Source organism: Streptomyces regalis, from assembly GCF_001509475.1.
GTDB classification, from domain to species: Bacteria; Actinomycetota; Actinomycetes; order Streptomycetales; family Streptomycetaceae; genus Streptomyces; species Streptomyces regalis.
Window position 1 is genome coordinate 31,068 of sequence record NZ_LLZG01000377.1, and the last position, 14,030, is coordinate 45,097.

General features: G+C 70.8%; 14 protein-coding genes and 2 pseudogenes. 9 read left to right on the forward strand and 7 right to left on the reverse strand.

All coding sequences use genetic code 11. From position 1 onward, the window contains the following. Complete coding sequence (locus ADL12_RS37520) at positions 1–1,167, reverse strand: phytanoyl-CoA dioxygenase family protein (RefSeq protein WP_062711247.1); 1,167 nt, start codon at positions 1,165–1,167, stop codon at positions 1–3. A gap of 107 nt (positions 1,168–1,274) precedes the next feature. On the opposite strand from ADL12_RS37520, the gene ADL12_RS37525 reads away from it, so the two are divergent. Both ADL12_RS37525 and ADL12_RS37530 read left to right on the forward strand, forming a co-directional pair. Continuing rightward, positions 1,275–2,303, forward strand: coding sequence for a LacI family DNA-binding transcriptional regulator (locus ADL12_RS37525; protein ID WP_062711249.1), 1,029 nt, complete (start codon positions 1,275–1,277; stop codon positions 2,301–2,303). Positions 2,304–2,369: 66 nt separating this feature from the next. Then, positions 2,370–2,987 carry a TMEM175 family protein gene (locus ADL12_RS37530; RefSeq protein ID WP_208614695.1) on the forward strand — a complete coding sequence of 206 codons (618 nt, stop codon included), beginning with the start codon at positions 2,370–2,372 and terminating at the stop codon, positions 2,985–2,987. A 23-nt stretch (positions 2,988–3,010) separates the two neighbouring features. On the opposite strand, the gene ADL12_RS37535 is transcribed toward ADL12_RS37530, so the two are convergent. Continuing rightward, entirely contained in the window at positions 3,011–4,168 is a 1,158-nt protein-coding gene (locus tag ADL12_RS37535) for a Gfo/Idh/MocA family protein (protein ID WP_062711252.1), read from the reverse strand. Positions 4,169–4,279: 111 nt separating this feature from the next. Here ADL12_RS37535 and ADL12_RS37540 point away from each other — a divergent pair, with 111 nt between their 5' ends. Further along, on the forward strand, positions 4,280–5,284 hold the full coding sequence (locus tag ADL12_RS37540; protein ID WP_062711256.1) for a LacI family DNA-binding transcriptional regulator: 1,005 nt from the start codon (positions 4,280–4,282) through the stop codon (positions 5,282–5,284). Positions 5,285–5,288: 4 nt separating this feature from the next. Here ADL12_RS37540 and ADL12_RS37545 read toward each other — a convergent pair. Further along, a pseudogene (locus ADL12_RS37545) lies at positions 5,289–5,459 on the reverse strand (cupin domain-containing protein); the annotation flags it as partial. Positions 5,460–5,564: 105 nt separating this feature from the next. Between ADL12_RS37545 and ADL12_RS37550 the strand changes: the two are divergent. The 6 genes and pseudogenes from ADL12_RS37550 (at position 5,565) to ADL12_RS37575 (ending at position 10,710) form a co-directional block, all read left to right on the forward strand. Beyond that, positions 5,565–6,215 carry a GntR family transcriptional regulator gene (locus tag ADL12_RS37550; RefSeq protein WP_062711262.1) on the forward strand — a complete coding sequence of 217 codons (651 nt, stop codon included), beginning with the start codon at positions 5,565–5,567 and terminating at the stop codon, positions 6,213–6,215. Between the two features lie 64 nt (positions 6,216–6,279). After that, a complete protein-coding gene (locus tag ADL12_RS37555; RefSeq protein WP_062711265.1) occupies positions 6,280–7,032 on the forward strand; it encodes a PIG-L deacetylase family protein in 753 nt (250 codons plus the stop codon). Continuing rightward, entirely contained in the window at positions 7,029–7,739 is a 711-nt protein-coding gene (locus ADL12_RS37560) for a 4-carboxy-4-hydroxy-2-oxoadipate aldolase/oxaloacetate decarboxylase (protein ID WP_062711267.1), read from the forward strand. Before ADL12_RS37555 ends, ADL12_RS37560 begins: the two co-directional genes overlap by 4 nt. Then, positions 7,736–8,845, forward strand: a complete 1,110-nt coding sequence (locus ADL12_RS37565; RefSeq protein ID WP_062711270.1) for a 4-oxalomesaconate tautomerase — start codon at positions 7,736–7,738, stop codon at positions 8,843–8,845. Before ADL12_RS37560 ends, ADL12_RS37565 begins: the two co-directional genes overlap by 4 nt. Beyond that, a complete protein-coding gene (locus tag ADL12_RS37570) occupies positions 8,842–9,792 on the forward strand; it encodes a catechol 2,3-dioxygenase (protein WP_062711273.1) in 951 nt (316 codons plus the stop codon). Before ADL12_RS37565 ends, ADL12_RS37570 begins: the two co-directional genes overlap by 4 nt. 19 nt (positions 9,793–9,811) lie before the next feature. Then, positions 9,812–10,710 (forward strand): annotated as a pseudogene (locus ADL12_RS37575) (MFS transporter). Between the two features lie 467 nt (positions 10,711–11,177). On the opposite strand, the gene ADL12_RS37580 reads toward ADL12_RS37575, so the two are convergent. The 4 genes from ADL12_RS37580 to ADL12_RS54465 all read right to left on the reverse strand — a co-directional run bounded on the left by ADL12_RS37580 (position 11,178) and on the right by ADL12_RS54465 (position 13,846). Further along, positions 11,178–12,119 carry an alpha/beta hydrolase gene (locus tag ADL12_RS37580; RefSeq protein ID WP_062711276.1) on the reverse strand — a complete coding sequence of 314 codons (942 nt, stop codon included), beginning with the start codon at positions 12,117–12,119 and terminating at the stop codon, positions 11,178–11,180. A gap of 514 nt (positions 12,120–12,633) precedes the next feature. Then, positions 12,634–13,017 (reverse strand): hypothetical protein, encoded by a 384-nt coding sequence (locus ADL12_RS57170; protein ID WP_244188185.1) that lies wholly within the window; start codon positions 13,015–13,017, stop codon positions 12,634–12,636. Between the two features lie 30 nt (positions 13,018–13,047). After that, complete coding sequence (locus ADL12_RS57175; protein ID WP_244188186.1) at positions 13,048–13,389, reverse strand: alpha/beta fold hydrolase; 342 nt, start codon at positions 13,387–13,389, stop codon at positions 13,048–13,050. A gap of 64 nt (positions 13,390–13,453) precedes the next feature. Continuing rightward, positions 13,454–13,846 (reverse strand): hypothetical protein, encoded by a 393-nt coding sequence (locus tag ADL12_RS54465; RefSeq protein ID WP_159053399.1) that lies wholly within the window; start codon positions 13,844–13,846, stop codon positions 13,454–13,456. Between the last annotated feature and the right edge of the window lie 184 nt (positions 13,847–14,030).

The window sequence follows — 14,030 nt, forward strand, 5'->3', positions numbered from 1 at the left end:
TCAGCTCTGGCGCCGCTCGGCGCCGGCCCGCAGCTCGTCTCGCAGAGCTTCGGGAGTCCATGCCTCGCGCAGCGCGCGCCGTACGACGTCCGCCTGCGCGGGCGGGGCCAGCCCGGCCACCGGCGGATCGCTGTCGAGGTTCGTGGGGAAGGGGTAGCCCTCGGCGCTCGCGGCGATCACGTTCGCCTGCCATGCCTCGTCGGCACCCTCGCTGCGGCGCTTGAGCAGCACGGGGTAGACGGCGTTCGCGACCGCCTCGCGGTCCACCGTCTCCATCGCCCGACCGAACGCGGAGGACACCTGGAGGAGGTTCGCCATGCGCCGGATGTCCGCCGACCGGTTGGTGCCGGCGGCGTGGAACAGGGCCGGGTTGAAGAAGGCCGCGTCGCCCTTGGCCAGGGGGAGCTGGACGTGGTGCGCCTCGAAGTGGGCCTGGAACTGTGGGAGTCGCCACGCCAGGTAGCCCGGCTCGTACGTCTGCGAGTACGGCAGGTACATCGTCGGTCCGGACTGGACGGGCATGTCGCAGTGGGCGACGGCGCCCTGGAGGGTGAGCACGGGGGAGAGGCGGTGGACGTGGGCCGGGTACGCGGCCGCCACGCCGTTCGACAGGAACCCCAGGTGGTAGTCGCGGTGCACGGTCTGGGCCGCGCCGCCCGGGTTGACCACGTTGACCTGCGAGGTGACCTGGTAGCCAGGGCCGAGCCAGGCGGTGGCGACCAGGGCCAGGATGTCGTTGGCGTAGTAGTCGGCGAACGCCTCGGCGTCGTACAGCGCCGCCTTCCCCAGCGCGTTCCAGACCCGGTCGTTCGCGCCGGGCTTGGCGAAGTGGTCGCCCGCGTCGGCGCCGGACGCGCGCTGCTCGGCGATCAGGGCGTCGAAGACCTCGGTGAGCCCGTCGACGACGCCCGGGTCCGGGAAGGCGCCCTGGAAGACCACGATGCCGGGGCCGTCAGTGAGGGCGCGCACCAGCTCTGCCTGGACCTCCCGGCGGTCCTCGGCACTACGCAGCCGCTCACTGTCGTAGAGCAGGACGTTCCGCTCCACGGCGGCGGCGTACGGGTAGTCGGCGAGCTCGGTCGTCCGCTCCACGAGAGCGCGGAAGGAGTCGAGGTCGCAGTCCTGCTCGGACAGCCAGGCGCGGCGGTGTACGGAGGTGAAGGACATCGGTGTCCTCTCGATGACAGAAGCGACTCAGCGCTGTCATTCTTGTCATGACAATCCCCTCGAACAACCAGCAGGCGACCATCAAAAACCCCTCAAGGAGCCGTCGCATGGGCCACCCCTTCCCGATCAGGGAGATCGCACGTCAGGCGGGTCTGAGCGAGGCCACGGTCGACCGGGTCCTGAACGGCAGGGGAGGGGTGCGCGAGAGCACCGCGCGGGAGGTCCAGCAGGCGATAGCCGACCTGGACCGGCAGCGCACCCAGGTCCGGCTGCTGGGACGCACCTTCATGATCGACATGGTGGTGCAGGCGCCCGAACGGTTCACCACCGCCGTACGCGCCGCCCTGGAGGCGGAGCTGCCGTCCCTGCACCCGGCCGTCGTGCGCTCACGCTTCCACTTCCGCGAGACGGGCCCGGTGCCGGAGCTGAGCCGGACGCTGGACCGCATCGCCCGGCGCGGCTCGCAGGGCGTGATCGTCAAGGCCCCGGACGTCCCCGAGGTCACCGCCGCCGTCACCCGGCTCGTGGAGGCGGGCATCCCGGTGGTGACCCTGGTGACCGACCTGCCCTCCACCGCCCGCCTCGCCTATGTCGGCATCGACAACCGGGCCGCCGGCGCCACCGCCGCGTACCTGATGGGACAGTGGCTGGGGGAGCGGCCCGGCAATGTGCTGACCAGCCTCAGCAGCGGCTTCTTCCGCAACGAGGAGGAGCGCGAGATGGGCTTCCGCAGCGCCATGCGCGCCCGCCATCCCGACCGCACGCTGGTCGAGATCGCCGAGGGGCAGGGCCTGGACGCCACCCAGTACGACCTGGTGCGGGCCGCGCTGGAACGCGACCCGGACATCCGTGCCGTCTACTCGATCGGCGGCGGCAACATCGCCACCCTGCGCGCCTTCGAGGAACTGGGCCGGGAGTGCGCGGTGTTCGTCGCGCACGACCTCGACCACGACAACACCCGTCTGCTGCGCGACCACCGCCTGTCCGCCGTCCTCCACCACGATCTGCGCCACGACATGCGCGAGGCCTGCCACATCGTGATGCGGGCCCACGGTGCGCTGCCGCCCGCGGGGCCCACGCTGCCGTCGGCGATCCAGGTGGTGACGCCGTACAACATGCCCACGCCCATCCGGTGACGGTCGGGGCCGTCGCCGTGGCGTGTATCCCCGCTCGGCAGGACCCGGCTCCCTACCGTCGTGCGCATGTGGAAATCGAACCCGGACGGCGGGCCCGAGCGGCTGGTGGCGCTCGCCGACGGCGTGTTCGCCATCGCGATCACCCTGCTCGTCCTGGATCTCTCCGTGCCGCGGGGACTGGACACGCAGGAGTACCACGAGGCGCTGCGCGAACTGCTCCCGGACCTCGGTGCCTACGCGCTCAGCGTGGCGGTGCTGGGCAGCTTCTGGCGCGACCACCGCAGGATCTTCCGCACGGTGCGGGAGATCGACGGACAGGTCATGGCGCTGTCCCTGCTCGGCCTGGGCGCCGCGGCGCTGCTGCCCTTCCCCACCAGGCTGGTCTCCGAGTACGGCGCCGAACCCGCCTCGGTCGCGATCTGCGCCGCGGCGGTCGCGGCCCTCGGCGCCGCCCACCTCGCGCTGGTCGCCGTTCTCGCCGGGCGCCCTTGGCTGCGCGGCGACTTCACTCCCGCGGGCGGCTTCCGGCTCTACGCCCTCGATCTCGCCGTGACGGTGGTCGTGTTCCTCCTCACCATCCCGCTGACCCTGGCTGCCGGGGCCGCCGCCGCGTGGTGGTGGCTGGTCCTGATCCCGGTCAAGGTCGCCCTCGGCCGACGTGCCCGCCCGCGCGCCGGCCGCTGACCTCCCGGCCGAGCGTCCACCGGCTAGGCGTCCACATCCACCCACGCGCCGCTCTGCGCCGACCGCACCATCGCGTCCAGTACGGCGGCGCTGGGCACGGCGTCGGCCGGCGTGGCCCCGTGCGGGGTGCCCTCGGCGACCGAGCGCAGGAAGCGGTACGCCTCGATGACCTTCAGGTCGTCGTAGCCCATGGCGTTCGCCGCGCCCGGCTGGAAGGCGCCGAACTCGCCGTCGCCCGGGCCGACGTACACCGTGCTGACCGGCTGGTCCTGGTAGGTCGTGCCGCGGCTGACGCCCAGTTCGTTCATCCGGCGGAAGTCCCAGAAGACCGCGCCCTTGGTGCCGTGCACTTCGAAGCCGTAGTTGTTCTGCTCGCCCACCGAGACCCGGCAGGCCTCCAGGACGCCGCGCGCACCGGAGGCGAAGCGCAGCAGGCAGTTGACGTAGTCCTCGTTCTCGACGGGGCCGAGTTCGCCGCCGGTGGCGCGGGCGTGGCCGGCGGTGGCGCCGGAGGGGCGGGCCCGCTCCGGGATGAACACGGCCGTGTCGGCGGTCAGCGACGCGATGTCGCCCAGCAGGTACCGGGCCAGGTCCGCGCCGTGCGAGGCGAGGTCGCCCAGCACGCCGCTGCCGCCGCGCTCCTTCTCGTACCGCCAGGTCAGGGCGCCCTCGGGGTGAGCTGCGTAGTCGCTGAAGAGGCGGACTCGGACATGGGTGACCGTGCCGATCTCGCCGACGGCGATCAGCTCGCGGGCCGCCTCGACGGCGGGCGCGTTGCGGTAGTTGAAGCCGACCGCGCCCTGGACGCCTGCCTTGGCGACGGCGTCGGCGACCGCCTGGGCGTCCGTGACCGTCAGGCCCACCGGCTTCTCGATCCAGATGTGCTTGCCGGCCTCGGCCATCGCCACGCCGATCTCGCGGTGCAGGAAGTTCGGGGCGGTGATGCTCACGGCCCGCACGCGCGGGTCGGCGGCCACCTCGCGCCAGTCGCGGGTCGTCGAGGCGAACCCGAACTGCGCGGCGGCCTCCTCGGCCCGGCCCGGCACGTCCTCGGCCACCGTCACCAGCTGCGGACGCAGGGGCAGCTGCGGATAGTGGTGCGGGACGCGGGTGTACGCCTGGGTGTGCACCCGGCCCATCCAGCCGAACCCGATGACGGCGACACCGAGCGAATCCACCATGACAGCCCCTCTTTGGACCGGTCCATTTACTGTCCAGGCCACCTTGGGCGTCCATTCCCCATGGTGTCAACCCTTTGACAAGCCGCACCGGGCCATGGAACGGTCCATGCCATGAGACCGCCGACGATCCGCGACGTGGCCGACCGGGCCGGCGTCTCCAAGTCGCTGGTCTCGCTGGTGCTGCGCGGCTCCGACCAGGTACGGCCGGAGAAGCGGGACGCCGTCCTGCGCGCCGTACGCGAACTCGGCTACCGCCCCAACGCCGCCGCGCGCAGCCTCAGCGAACAGCGCACCCGCACGGTCGGCGTCCTCCTGAACGACCTGCGCAACCCGTGGTTCGTCGACATGCTCGACGGCCTCAACTCGCTCCTGCACGCCAACGGCCTGCACATGCTGCTCGCCGACGCCCGCCTCAACCGCCGCACCGGCCAGGACCCGGCCGGCCCCTTCCTCGACCTGCGGGTCGACGGGCTGGTCGTGGTCGGCACGCTTCCCGACCCGGCCGCGCTCGAAGCGGTGGCCGAGCGGATCCCGGTCGTGGTGGCCGGCGCCCGCGAGCCGGTGCCGTCCGGCGTCGACGTGGTGGCTGGCGACGATGAAAAGGGCGCCCGCCTGGTCGCCGAGCACCTCATCGGCCTCGGCCACCGGCGCATCGCGCACATCGCGGGATACGGCGCGGTGGGCGAGCTGCGCCGACGGAGCTTCGAGGCGACGATGCGGGAGCACGGCCTCGCGGACGAGGCGGTCGTCGAGCCGAGCGACATGACCGAGGAGGGCGGTTACCGCACGACGGTCCGGCTGCTGAGCCGCGCGGACCGGCCGACGGCCGTCTTCGCCGTGAACGACATCGCCGCTGTCGGTGCGCTCTCTGCGGCCGAGGAACTGGGGCTGCGCGTCCCGCGTGACCTGTCGATCGTCGGCTACGACAACACGAGCATCGCCCGCCTGCGCCACGTATGGCTCACCACCGTCGACAACACCAGCCACGAGGTCGGCCGTCGCGCGGCCCACTGCCTCCTGGAGCGCTTCGAGGGCGCCGGGGGGCGGGGACGGGTCCAACTCGCCGCACCGTCCCTGGAGATCCGGGGCTCGACGGCGCCCCCGCTCACAGATTGATCACTGTGACCACACTGGGCGTGATCTGCCAGACGCCCCGCACCTGACGCCCGTCCCGCGACTCCCAGACGACCTTTCCGGTCACCTCCGGTGTTCCGGAGAGGATCTGCTCCGGGGCGAGGGGCTCGGGTTCGAGCTCGGCGTCGGGGGTGTGCAGTACGAAGCTGTGCGTCATGCGGTGACCCTAGCCGTGATCATGCGGGCAATATGCCGGACAAAATTGTTGACAATTATGTTTGGCTAGATTTACGTTCGACAGGCACTCACTCAGGGAGGGCACATGCCGAACGAAGCCCGTCCGGGCACCGGGGAGCAGGCCAAGCAGCGCGCACTAGCGCAGCTGCGGCAGGCGATCCTGCACGGCGAGATGGCACCGGCGCAGCGGTTGGTGGAGAACGAACTCGCCGAGCAGTTCGGTGTGACACGGGCCAGCATCCGCGCGGCACTGATCGATCTGGAGGCTCAGGGCCTGGTCGAGCGGATCCGCAACCGCGGTTCGCGGGTGCGGGTGGTGAGCGTGGAGGAAGCCGTCGCCATCACCGAGTGCCGCATGGTCCTGGAAGGACTGTGCGCGGCGAAGGCGGCCGTCGCGGCAAGCGACGAGCAGCTGACGCGGCTGGCGGATCTGGGCGCGGCGATGACCAAGGCCGTGGCCGACGGCGAGCCGATGACGTACTCCGAGCTCAACCAGGAACTGCACGCCAGGATCCAGGAGTTCTCCGGCCAGCAGACGGCCGTGGAACTGCTGGAGCGGCTCAACGCACAACTGGTGCGCCACCGCTTCCAGTTGGCGCTGCGGCCGGGACGTCCGCAGCACTCCCTGAACGAGCATCTGGCCATGATCGAGGCGATCAGGGCCAGGGACCCGCAGGCGGCCGAGGCGGCCGTCCGCGCCCACCTCACCAGTGTGATCGAGGCGCTGCGCGACTGACGGCCGTAGGGCCGGGAGCCGTGGCGAGGCGGGCGCCGCACCTGTCACCAAGGAGATTGCAGCAATGCCCCAGGCCAACGCGCCCTCCAGCCCATCACGCTCCACCCTCGTCATCACCGCGCACGCCGGCGACTTCGTGTGGCGGGCGGGCGGAGCCATCGCCCTGGCCGCCTCCCGGGGGGAGAAGGTCACCATCGCCTGCCTGACCTTCGGCGAGCGCGGCGAGTCCGCCAAGGCCTGGCGGGAAGGCAGGAAGCTGGACGAGATCAAGGCGATACGCCGGGACGAGGCCGAGCGTGCGGCCGCCACCCTCGGCGCCGAGGTCCGCTTCTTCGACGCCGGCGACTACCCGCTGGTGGCCACCGCCGAGCTGACCGACCAGCTGGTCGAGGTCTACCGCGAGACCCAGCCCGACGTCGTCCTCACCCACCCCACCGAGGACCCGTACAACGGCGATCACCCGGCCGCCAACCGTATGGCCCTTCAGGCCCGTGTCCTCGCCCAGGCCATCGGCTACCCGGGCCCCGGCGAGATCATCGGCGCCCCGCCCGTCTTCTACTTCGAGCCGCACCAGCCCGAGATGAGCGGCTTCAAGCCCGAGGTGCTCCTCGACATCACCGAGGTCTGGGAGACCAAGCGCAAGGCCATGGAGTGCCTCGGCGCCCAGCAGCACCTGTGGGACTACTACACCGACCTCGCCGTCCGCCGCGGAGTCCAGCTCAAGCGCAACGCCGGCCCCAACCTGGGCCTGGCCCACAAGACCATGGCCGAGGCGTACATGCGCCCCTACCCGCAGATCGCCAAGGAGCTGGCATGAGCGGCGTGATCGTCACCAACCCGCCCAAGGCGGAGCTGCAGGACGTCGACGCGCTGGCCGGCTTCGGCGTGGCGACGGTGAGCGAGGCCATGGGGCGGACGGGCCTGCTGGGCCCGGAGATCCGGCCCGTCCAGCAGGGCGTACGCGTCGCCGGCACCGCCGTCACCGTGCTCGGCTGGCCAGGCGACAACCTGATGATCCACGCCGCCGTGGAGCAGTGCGGCGAGGGCGACATCCTCGTCGTCACCACCACGTCCCCGTGCACGGACGGCCTGTTCGGCGAGCTGTTCGCGACCGCCCTGCAGCAACGCGGCGTGCGCGGTGTCGTCATCAACACCGGCATCCGCGACACCCAGGAGCTGCGCGAGATGGGCTTCGCCGCCTGGTCCCGGGCGGTCAGCTCACAAGGCACCGTCAAGGCCACCGGCGGCTCGGTGAACGTGTCCGTCGCCATCGACGGCCAGGTCATCCGCCCCGGCGACGTCATCCTCGCCGACGACGACGGCGTGGTGGTCGTACCCCGCGAGCGTGCCCGAGCGACGGTGGAGAAGGCCGAGGCCCGCGAGGCCACGGAGGCCGCGACGCGCGCCGCGTTCCTCGAAGGCCAACTCGGCCTCGACCGCTACGGGTTGCGCGAGACGCTCGTACGGCTCGGCGTGACGTACAAGTCCTACGACGAGTACGTCCGCGAGGGGGCGCAGCCGTGACCGGGCCCGTGGAGGTCCGCTGCATGCTCATGCGTGGCGGCACCTCCAAGGGCGCCTACTTTCTCGCCGAGGACCTCCCTGCCGAACCCGCCCTGCGCGACGAGCTGTTGCTGCGGGTCATGGGCAGCCCGGACGAGCGGCAGATCGACGGCCTGGGCGGGGCGCACCCGCTCAGCAGCAAGGTCGCGGTGGTCTCGCCCTCGTCGGATCCGGACGCCGATGTCGACTACCTCTTCCTCCAAGTGGCCTTTGACCGCCCGAAGGTGAGTGATCGTCAGAACTGCGGGAACATCCTCGCGGGCGTAGGGCCGTTCGCCGTGGAGCGCGGCCTCGTCCCGGCGGGGGAGGAGCGGACCTCCGTACGCATCCGCATGGTCAACACCGGCGACTTCGCCGCCGCGACCTTCCCGACGCCGGGCGGCCGAGTCGACTACACGGGCGACGCCGAGATCTCGGGTGTGCCGGGCTCGGCCGCCCCCGTGGTGATCGAATTCCCGCCCGGCACCGGGAAGTTGCTGCCCACCGGCAACGTCCGCGAGGTGATCGACGGCATCCCGGTGACCTGTGTGGACAACGGCATGCCGACCGTCCTCATCCCGGCCGCCGCGCTCGACGTCACCGGCTACGAGGCGCCCAGGGACCTGGAGGAGAACCTCGTGCTCGCCGGGCGTCTGCGTGAACTCCGGCTGACGGCAGGCAAGTTGATGGGCCTCGGTGACGTCTCGGACAGCACCGTCCCCAAGCTCACCCTGCTCGCCCCGCCCCGGGACGGCGGCGCGGTCACCACCCGCACCTTCATCCCGGTCCGCTGCCATACATCGATCGGCGTACTCGGCGCCGCCAGTGTCGCCGCCGGTCTGCGCGTCGAAGGCGGCGTAGGAGCCGACCTCGCGGAACTGCCCGCCGACGGCGATCGCGTCCGCATCGAACACCCCACGGGATTCCTGGACATCGAGAGCAGCCTCGGCACCGACTCCGCAGGCCTCCCCACCGCCCGCCGCACCGCCGTCGTCCGTACGGCCCGCAAGATCTTCGACGGCACCGTCTTCCCCCGGTCCACCGAGACGGCCCCACTCCCCGCACCCACCCCCGGAGGCGCCCGATGACCCCGCCGCTCGGCGACATCGCCCACATCGGCCACGCCCAGCTGTTCACCCCCGACCTGGACGCCAGCGTCGCCTTCTTCACCGACTACTTGGGCCTCACGGTCAACGGCCAGGACGGCGACACGGTCTACCTGCGGACCTTCGACGACTACGAGCACCACAGCCTGGTCCTCACGGCCCGCGAACAGCCCGGCCTCGGCCGCCTCGCCCTGCGCACCTCCGGCGAGGAGGCACTTCACCGCCGTATCAAGGCGATCGAGGCGGCAGGCGGCTCCGGCAAGTGGGTCGAGGACGAGCCCGGCATCGGCAAGCTGTACCTCACCACCGACCCCGACGGCCACGAGCACGCCCTGTACTGGGAGAGCGAGTACTACCGGGCGCCGGAGGAGCTCAGGCCCGCGCTGAAGAACCAGCCGCAGGCCAAGCCCAACAGGGGTGTCGGCGTACGACGGCTCGACCACATCAACTTCCTGGCCGCCGACGTGCTCGCGAACGCCGAGTTCCAGGAGCAGGTGCTGGGCGCCCGGCCCACCGAGCAGATCCAGCTCAACTCCGGGAAGATCGCGGCCCGTTGGCTGACCTTCACCGACAAGTCGTACGACGTCGTCTACACCTCGGACTGGACCGGTTCCGCCGGCCGGCTGCACCACATCGCCTTCGCCACCGACACCCGCGAGGACATCCTGCGCGCCGCCGACCTCGCCATCGACAGCGGCGTGTTCATCGAGACGGGTCCGCACAAGCACGCCATCCAGCAGACGTTCTTCCTGTACGTCTACGAGCCCGGCGGCAACCGCATCGAACTGTGCAACCCGCTCACGCGCCTCGTCCTGGCCCCCGACTGGCCGCTGATCACCTGGACCGAGGCCGAGCGGGCCAAGGGACAGGCGTGGGGCCTGAAGACGATCGACTCCTTCCACACGCACGGAACACCGCCGGTCGCCTGAGACGGCGCTTCTTCAGACGCTGCCGGATTGTCGAGCTGTGGCCGTACTCGCCGTCGGCCTGTGCTGGCCGGCCGTCCTCTTCGACGGCCTGGACATGTTCATCCACGGCTCGGTGCTGCCCCACTCGCCGACCGGATGGGGCGCAAGAAGCTGATGGTCGCCTGCGTCGCGCTCTTCTCCCTGGCCTCCGGGCTGTGCGCGATGGCGGGCAGCGTCGAGGTGTTCGGCCTCGGCCGGACGCTCGCCGGTATCGGTGACCGCCCACCACGCGGGCGGCATCCTCTCCGCCTACGTCGCCCTGTGGGTCGTCGAACCCCTGGGCTGGCGGGCGGCGTTCTGGTGCTGCGTGCTCCCGCTGCTCTTCGTGCCGGTCCTGGCCAAGTTCCTGCCCGAGTCGCTGAGCTTCCTGGTCGCCAAGGGCCGCAGCGAGGAGGCCGGCGAGCGGGCTCCCGCCGACCGCTGGCATTCCCTGGCCAACCTCTTCAGGGGCGGCGAGTGGACCCAGACCCTGCTGTACTGGCCGGCCTCCTTCGGCGGACTGCTCCTCGTCTACGGCGTCGCCACCTGGCTGCCCACCCTGATGCGCAGCGAGGGCTACAGCCTCGGCTCGGCGCTGACCTTCGTGGTCCTGTTCAACCTCGGCGGCATCGTCGGCTTGCTGGTCGCCGGACGCGCCTCCGACCGGTTCGGCGCCCCGCGATCGCCGTCAGGTGGACCTCGGGCATGGGTCGCTTCGGCGCGGTCTTCGGGCCGTGGCTCGGCGGCCAGTTGCTCGCCGCGAACAAGGGCGACTGGGGCTTCACCGCGTTCGCCCTCGCGGGCCTGTCGTCCATGGTCTTCATCGGCGTCGCCGCACTGCGCGGCGCCAAGCGAGCGGCCCCTGCCGGCAGTGAGCAGGAGCTGATCGGCGCACACTGATTGGCGTCCGTCATATGTACTGATCAGCCGAACTGGGATATACGACTGTCTCGCGTATTGTTGCGTCATATGCCCGCTGTGACGCAGGGCGGCCCTTGGTACGTCCGGGGCAAATGGGGTTGAACGGTGAAGGGGGACCGGAGACGTGACCGCACTTCTCGCGGTGGTAGCCGTCGTCGGGTACATGGCCACGGCCGGCCTGCCTTGGTGGGTGGTGGTGGCCGTGGCCCTGCTGATGGCGGGGTTCGCCGCGGGGAGATCCGGGAGCCCGGGCAGGGGGGCCAGAAGTACTGCGGCTCCCAGGAGTTCGGGCGAGGTGGCCAGAAGCGCCGCGACGCCCGGCCCGGGGGGTGAGCCCGTCTGGTCCTCGACCGACGTGTGCTCAACCCCTCCGCCGGTCCCGGTGAACGTGGGCGCCGCATGCCCGGAAGAGTGACCAGCCGTCAACAGCAGGGCTGCCCGTACCCTCAGACGGTGCGGCTTCCGGTGGCCTCCCGCACGTGCCGGGCGATCACGGCGTACACCTCCCGCGCCTTCTGGTCGTCGTTCCCGTCGTACCCGTGATCGGCCTCGGCCACGTCATGGTGCTCGATCAGTGAGCCCGCTCCCCGCAGCCGCTCGGCATAGCGCTCGCCCTCGGCTCGGAGCAGGTCGTACTCGGCGGTGATCACCAGGGCCGGGGCGATGCCCTTCAGGTCCGCGGTGTCCGACGGATGCGCCGGGGACACGAGCCGGTCGCGGCGCCGTCGCACGTCCGGGACGTACGACGTGTCGAAGACGTCGCCCATCCAGGGGCGCAGCATCGGCTTGGCGATGGCGGCGCGCTTGTTCCTGGGGCCGGTCGCCAGGTCGAGCGGGGGATAGTGCAGCACCTGGAGCGCGATCGAGGGTCCGCTCTCTTCCAGGGCCTGCCGCGCCACGGCCGCCGCGAGCCCGCCGCCGGCGCTCTGCCCGCCCACGGTGAGCCGGTCGCCGTCCCAGCCCTCCTCGGCGCCGTGTTCCGCGACCCACCGGACGACCTCGTACGCCTGCCGGGGTGGTGCCGGGAATGGATGCTGCGGTGCGACGACGTAGTCCACGTTGATCACGACCGCCTCCGCCTCGGCAGCGAGGAACCGGCACAGTGGGTCGTCCAGCTCGGTCAGCGTCATCACGTAGCCGCCGCCGTGGAAGTTGACGTGCACCGGGGGAGCGGGCTCGGCGTTGGCGGGCAGGTACACGGTGGCCCGGGCGGGCGCGATCGACGTGGGAATCGTCAACTCACGTACCTTGCGCGGGTATTCGGGAAATCGCGCGTGCGAGGCGGCGGCGGAGCCCCGACCACCGGAACGGCGGTCCGCCATCACGGTCACACGTTGCATCGCCTTGGCGACGAGGGTGGCCACCGCGGGCCGGGCCAGGAGGGACATGGGGCTCCGATCGGTCGCGGCCCGTGGGGTGGTCCGGTGATGGGGGAGAGCTGGTCATTGTGCTGGTCAATTATAGATGAGAGCAATTATTGGTCAAGGGGTCCAACTGATGGGGGCAGGCCGCGTATGGGGTAGGGTTGACCTGCGTGATCACGCGGTTCACCGCGCGACAGGCACCGGGACGTGGCGCAGCTTGGTAGCGCACTTGACTGGGGGTCAAGGGGTCGCAGGTTCAAATCCTGGGTCAGGGCCGGTTTCGGAGGCATCCGAAACCGGCCCTTGATCATTCTCGGGGACCAGTTGGGGACCGGTTGGGGACCGGCGCCCTTGACCCAGGTCAGCGGGTCACGACGATCGGGCTCGGCAGCGAGCGCGGTGCGCGCAACACGCTGAAGTGCGCGGAGAGCGCCGCCCCGGCGGCCGTGGATTCAAGCGGTCGTTGCAACGAATGTGGATGGTTAAGCGAGCAGCTCGGTGCTCGCTTAACCGGCATCCTCAGAACCAACAGCTGTTTCTACGGCACCGACGACCAGAACGAGCTGAGCAGCGACGCCGCGCGGCGGGGATCCTCGGTGATCCACCAGTGGCCCAGTCCAGCCAAGACCTCGACCGGCGCCCCGGCACGGGCGGCCGTGCGCCGGTTCTGTCCGTCGGTGCCGACACCGTGATCTTCGGCCGGCAGGATCGCCAGGCCGGGACGGGCGGCAGCAGCCTCCAGCCCCTTACCCAGTTCGGCCATGACCGGCTGGGCCGCCGAACGGTAGGGGCGCAGAATGCACGCGCCCATCGCCTCGTCGATTCGCGGGGCGATGCGCTCGGCGATCACCGGGTGCATTCCGCCGGCGGCAAGGAATGCGGCCCGCTCCTCGGCAGGCTGCGCGGTCATCGCCGCGATCACCTCCTCACCCAGGCCCGGCGTCTGCCACTGCTAAGCGAGGTCGTCCCAGACGTAGTCCTCGTCGAGCACCCCGACCACGTCCGCCACCCAACTGCGGACGAGGTCCGGGCGTGCCATCGCGACATTCAAGACGTGGCCGCCGCCCCAATTGTGGCCGACGAGATCGACTGGGCGGCCGATGTCTTCGAGTTCGCCGACGAGCCAAGCCTCGTAGTCGTGGACCGTGGTGGCCCAGCCGTCGGGAACCGGCGCACCGAACCCCGGCGGCGACAAGCGCAGCGGCTCGTCGTGGCCGAGTGCGACGAGTTCCTCGACCAATAAGTCCCATACCGCCGAGGTCTCGGGGACGCCATGCACCAGCGCGATCGTCATGCGCCACCCTTCGGCGGGCCGGCCGAGGCATCGCGGCCCGGGACGGCGGAGGTGAGGCACCGGCTCACACCGGCACGACCTCGACAAACTCGAACTCCATGAAGCCGTGGGCGACGAACGGTAGCCGCGCCAGTTTTGCCTTCACCGAAGCGAGATCGGTACCGTGCGCGAATCCGAGCACGCCGACGCCGTCAGTCCTTCGGTAGGCCGCCGACACGACGCCTTCGGCGCGCAGCTCGTCGAGTACTCGGTCCTCCTCCTCACGGTAGGCATCGGCTCCCGCTTTTTTGAATGCGCCAGCGGTGATCAGGAAATCCATGTCGATAGTCCTTGGTAGTCGTGGGTTGGGTTGTAGGAAATGGGCGGGGGTTCCGCCATGGATCGCGACGAGCGCCGCGGCGCCGAGGACCGTGCAGATCTGGCGGGCGGCGTTGGCCATCGAGGAGCCGGCGCCCATATCGCCGACGGGAGTGCCAGGCCGACCACGCCGAACAGTCTGTGCGTGATCAGTCCGACTCCCGTCGGCGAAGAGCTGCCCCGGGCAGGAGACCGACGGTAGAGGTCAGGGATCGAACCTTCCGGACCGGATCGCTGACCGGTGGCGTCGTCACGAAGACCGGCAGTCTGGACACTCCGCGGTG

Bases quoted from the DNA above. Each gene is read 5' to 3' on its own strand.
- ADL12_RS37555 (WP_062711265.1), top strand. From the start codon at position 6,280: ATGCCCCAGGCCAACGCGCCCTCCAGCCCATCACGCTCCACCCTCGTC.
- ADL12_RS37540 (WP_062711256.1), top strand. From the start codon at position 4,280: ATGAGACCGCCGACGATCCGCGACGTGGCCGACCGGGCCGGCGTCTCC.
- ADL12_RS57175 (WP_244188186.1), bottom strand. From the start codon at position 13,389: ATGACGATCGCGCTGGTGCATGGCGTCCCCGAGACCTCGGCGGTATGG.
- ADL12_RS37580 (WP_062711276.1), bottom strand. From the start codon at position 12,119: ATGTCCCTCCTGGCCCGGCCCGCGGTGGCCACCCTCGTCGCCAAGGCG.
- ADL12_RS37570 (WP_062711273.1), top strand. From the start codon at position 8,842: ATGACCCCGCCGCTCGGCGACATCGCCCACATCGGCCACGCCCAGCTG.
- ADL12_RS37535 (WP_062711252.1), bottom strand. From the start codon at position 4,168: ATGGTGGATTCGCTCGGTGTCGCCGTCATCGGGTTCGGCTGGATGGGC.
- ADL12_RS54465 (WP_159053399.1), bottom strand. From the start codon at position 13,846: ATGGGCGCCGGCTCCTCGATGGCCAACGCCGCCCGCCAGATCTGCACG.
- ADL12_RS37520 (WP_062711247.1), bottom strand. From the start codon at position 1,167: ATGTCCTTCACCTCCGTACACCGCCGCGCCTGGCTGTCCGAGCAGGAC.
- ADL12_RS37560 (WP_062711267.1), top strand. From the start codon at position 7,029: ATGAGCGGCGTGATCGTCACCAACCCGCCCAAGGCGGAGCTGCAGGAC.
- ADL12_RS37530 (WP_208614695.1), top strand. From the start codon at position 2,370: ATGTGGAAATCGAACCCGGACGGCGGGCCCGAGCGGCTGGTGGCGCTC.
- ADL12_RS37550 (WP_062711262.1), top strand. From the start codon at position 5,565: ATGCCGAACGAAGCCCGTCCGGGCACCGGGGAGCAGGCCAAGCAGCGC.
- ADL12_RS37525 (WP_062711249.1), top strand. From the start codon at position 1,275: ATGGGCCACCCCTTCCCGATCAGGGAGATCGCACGTCAGGCGGGTCTG.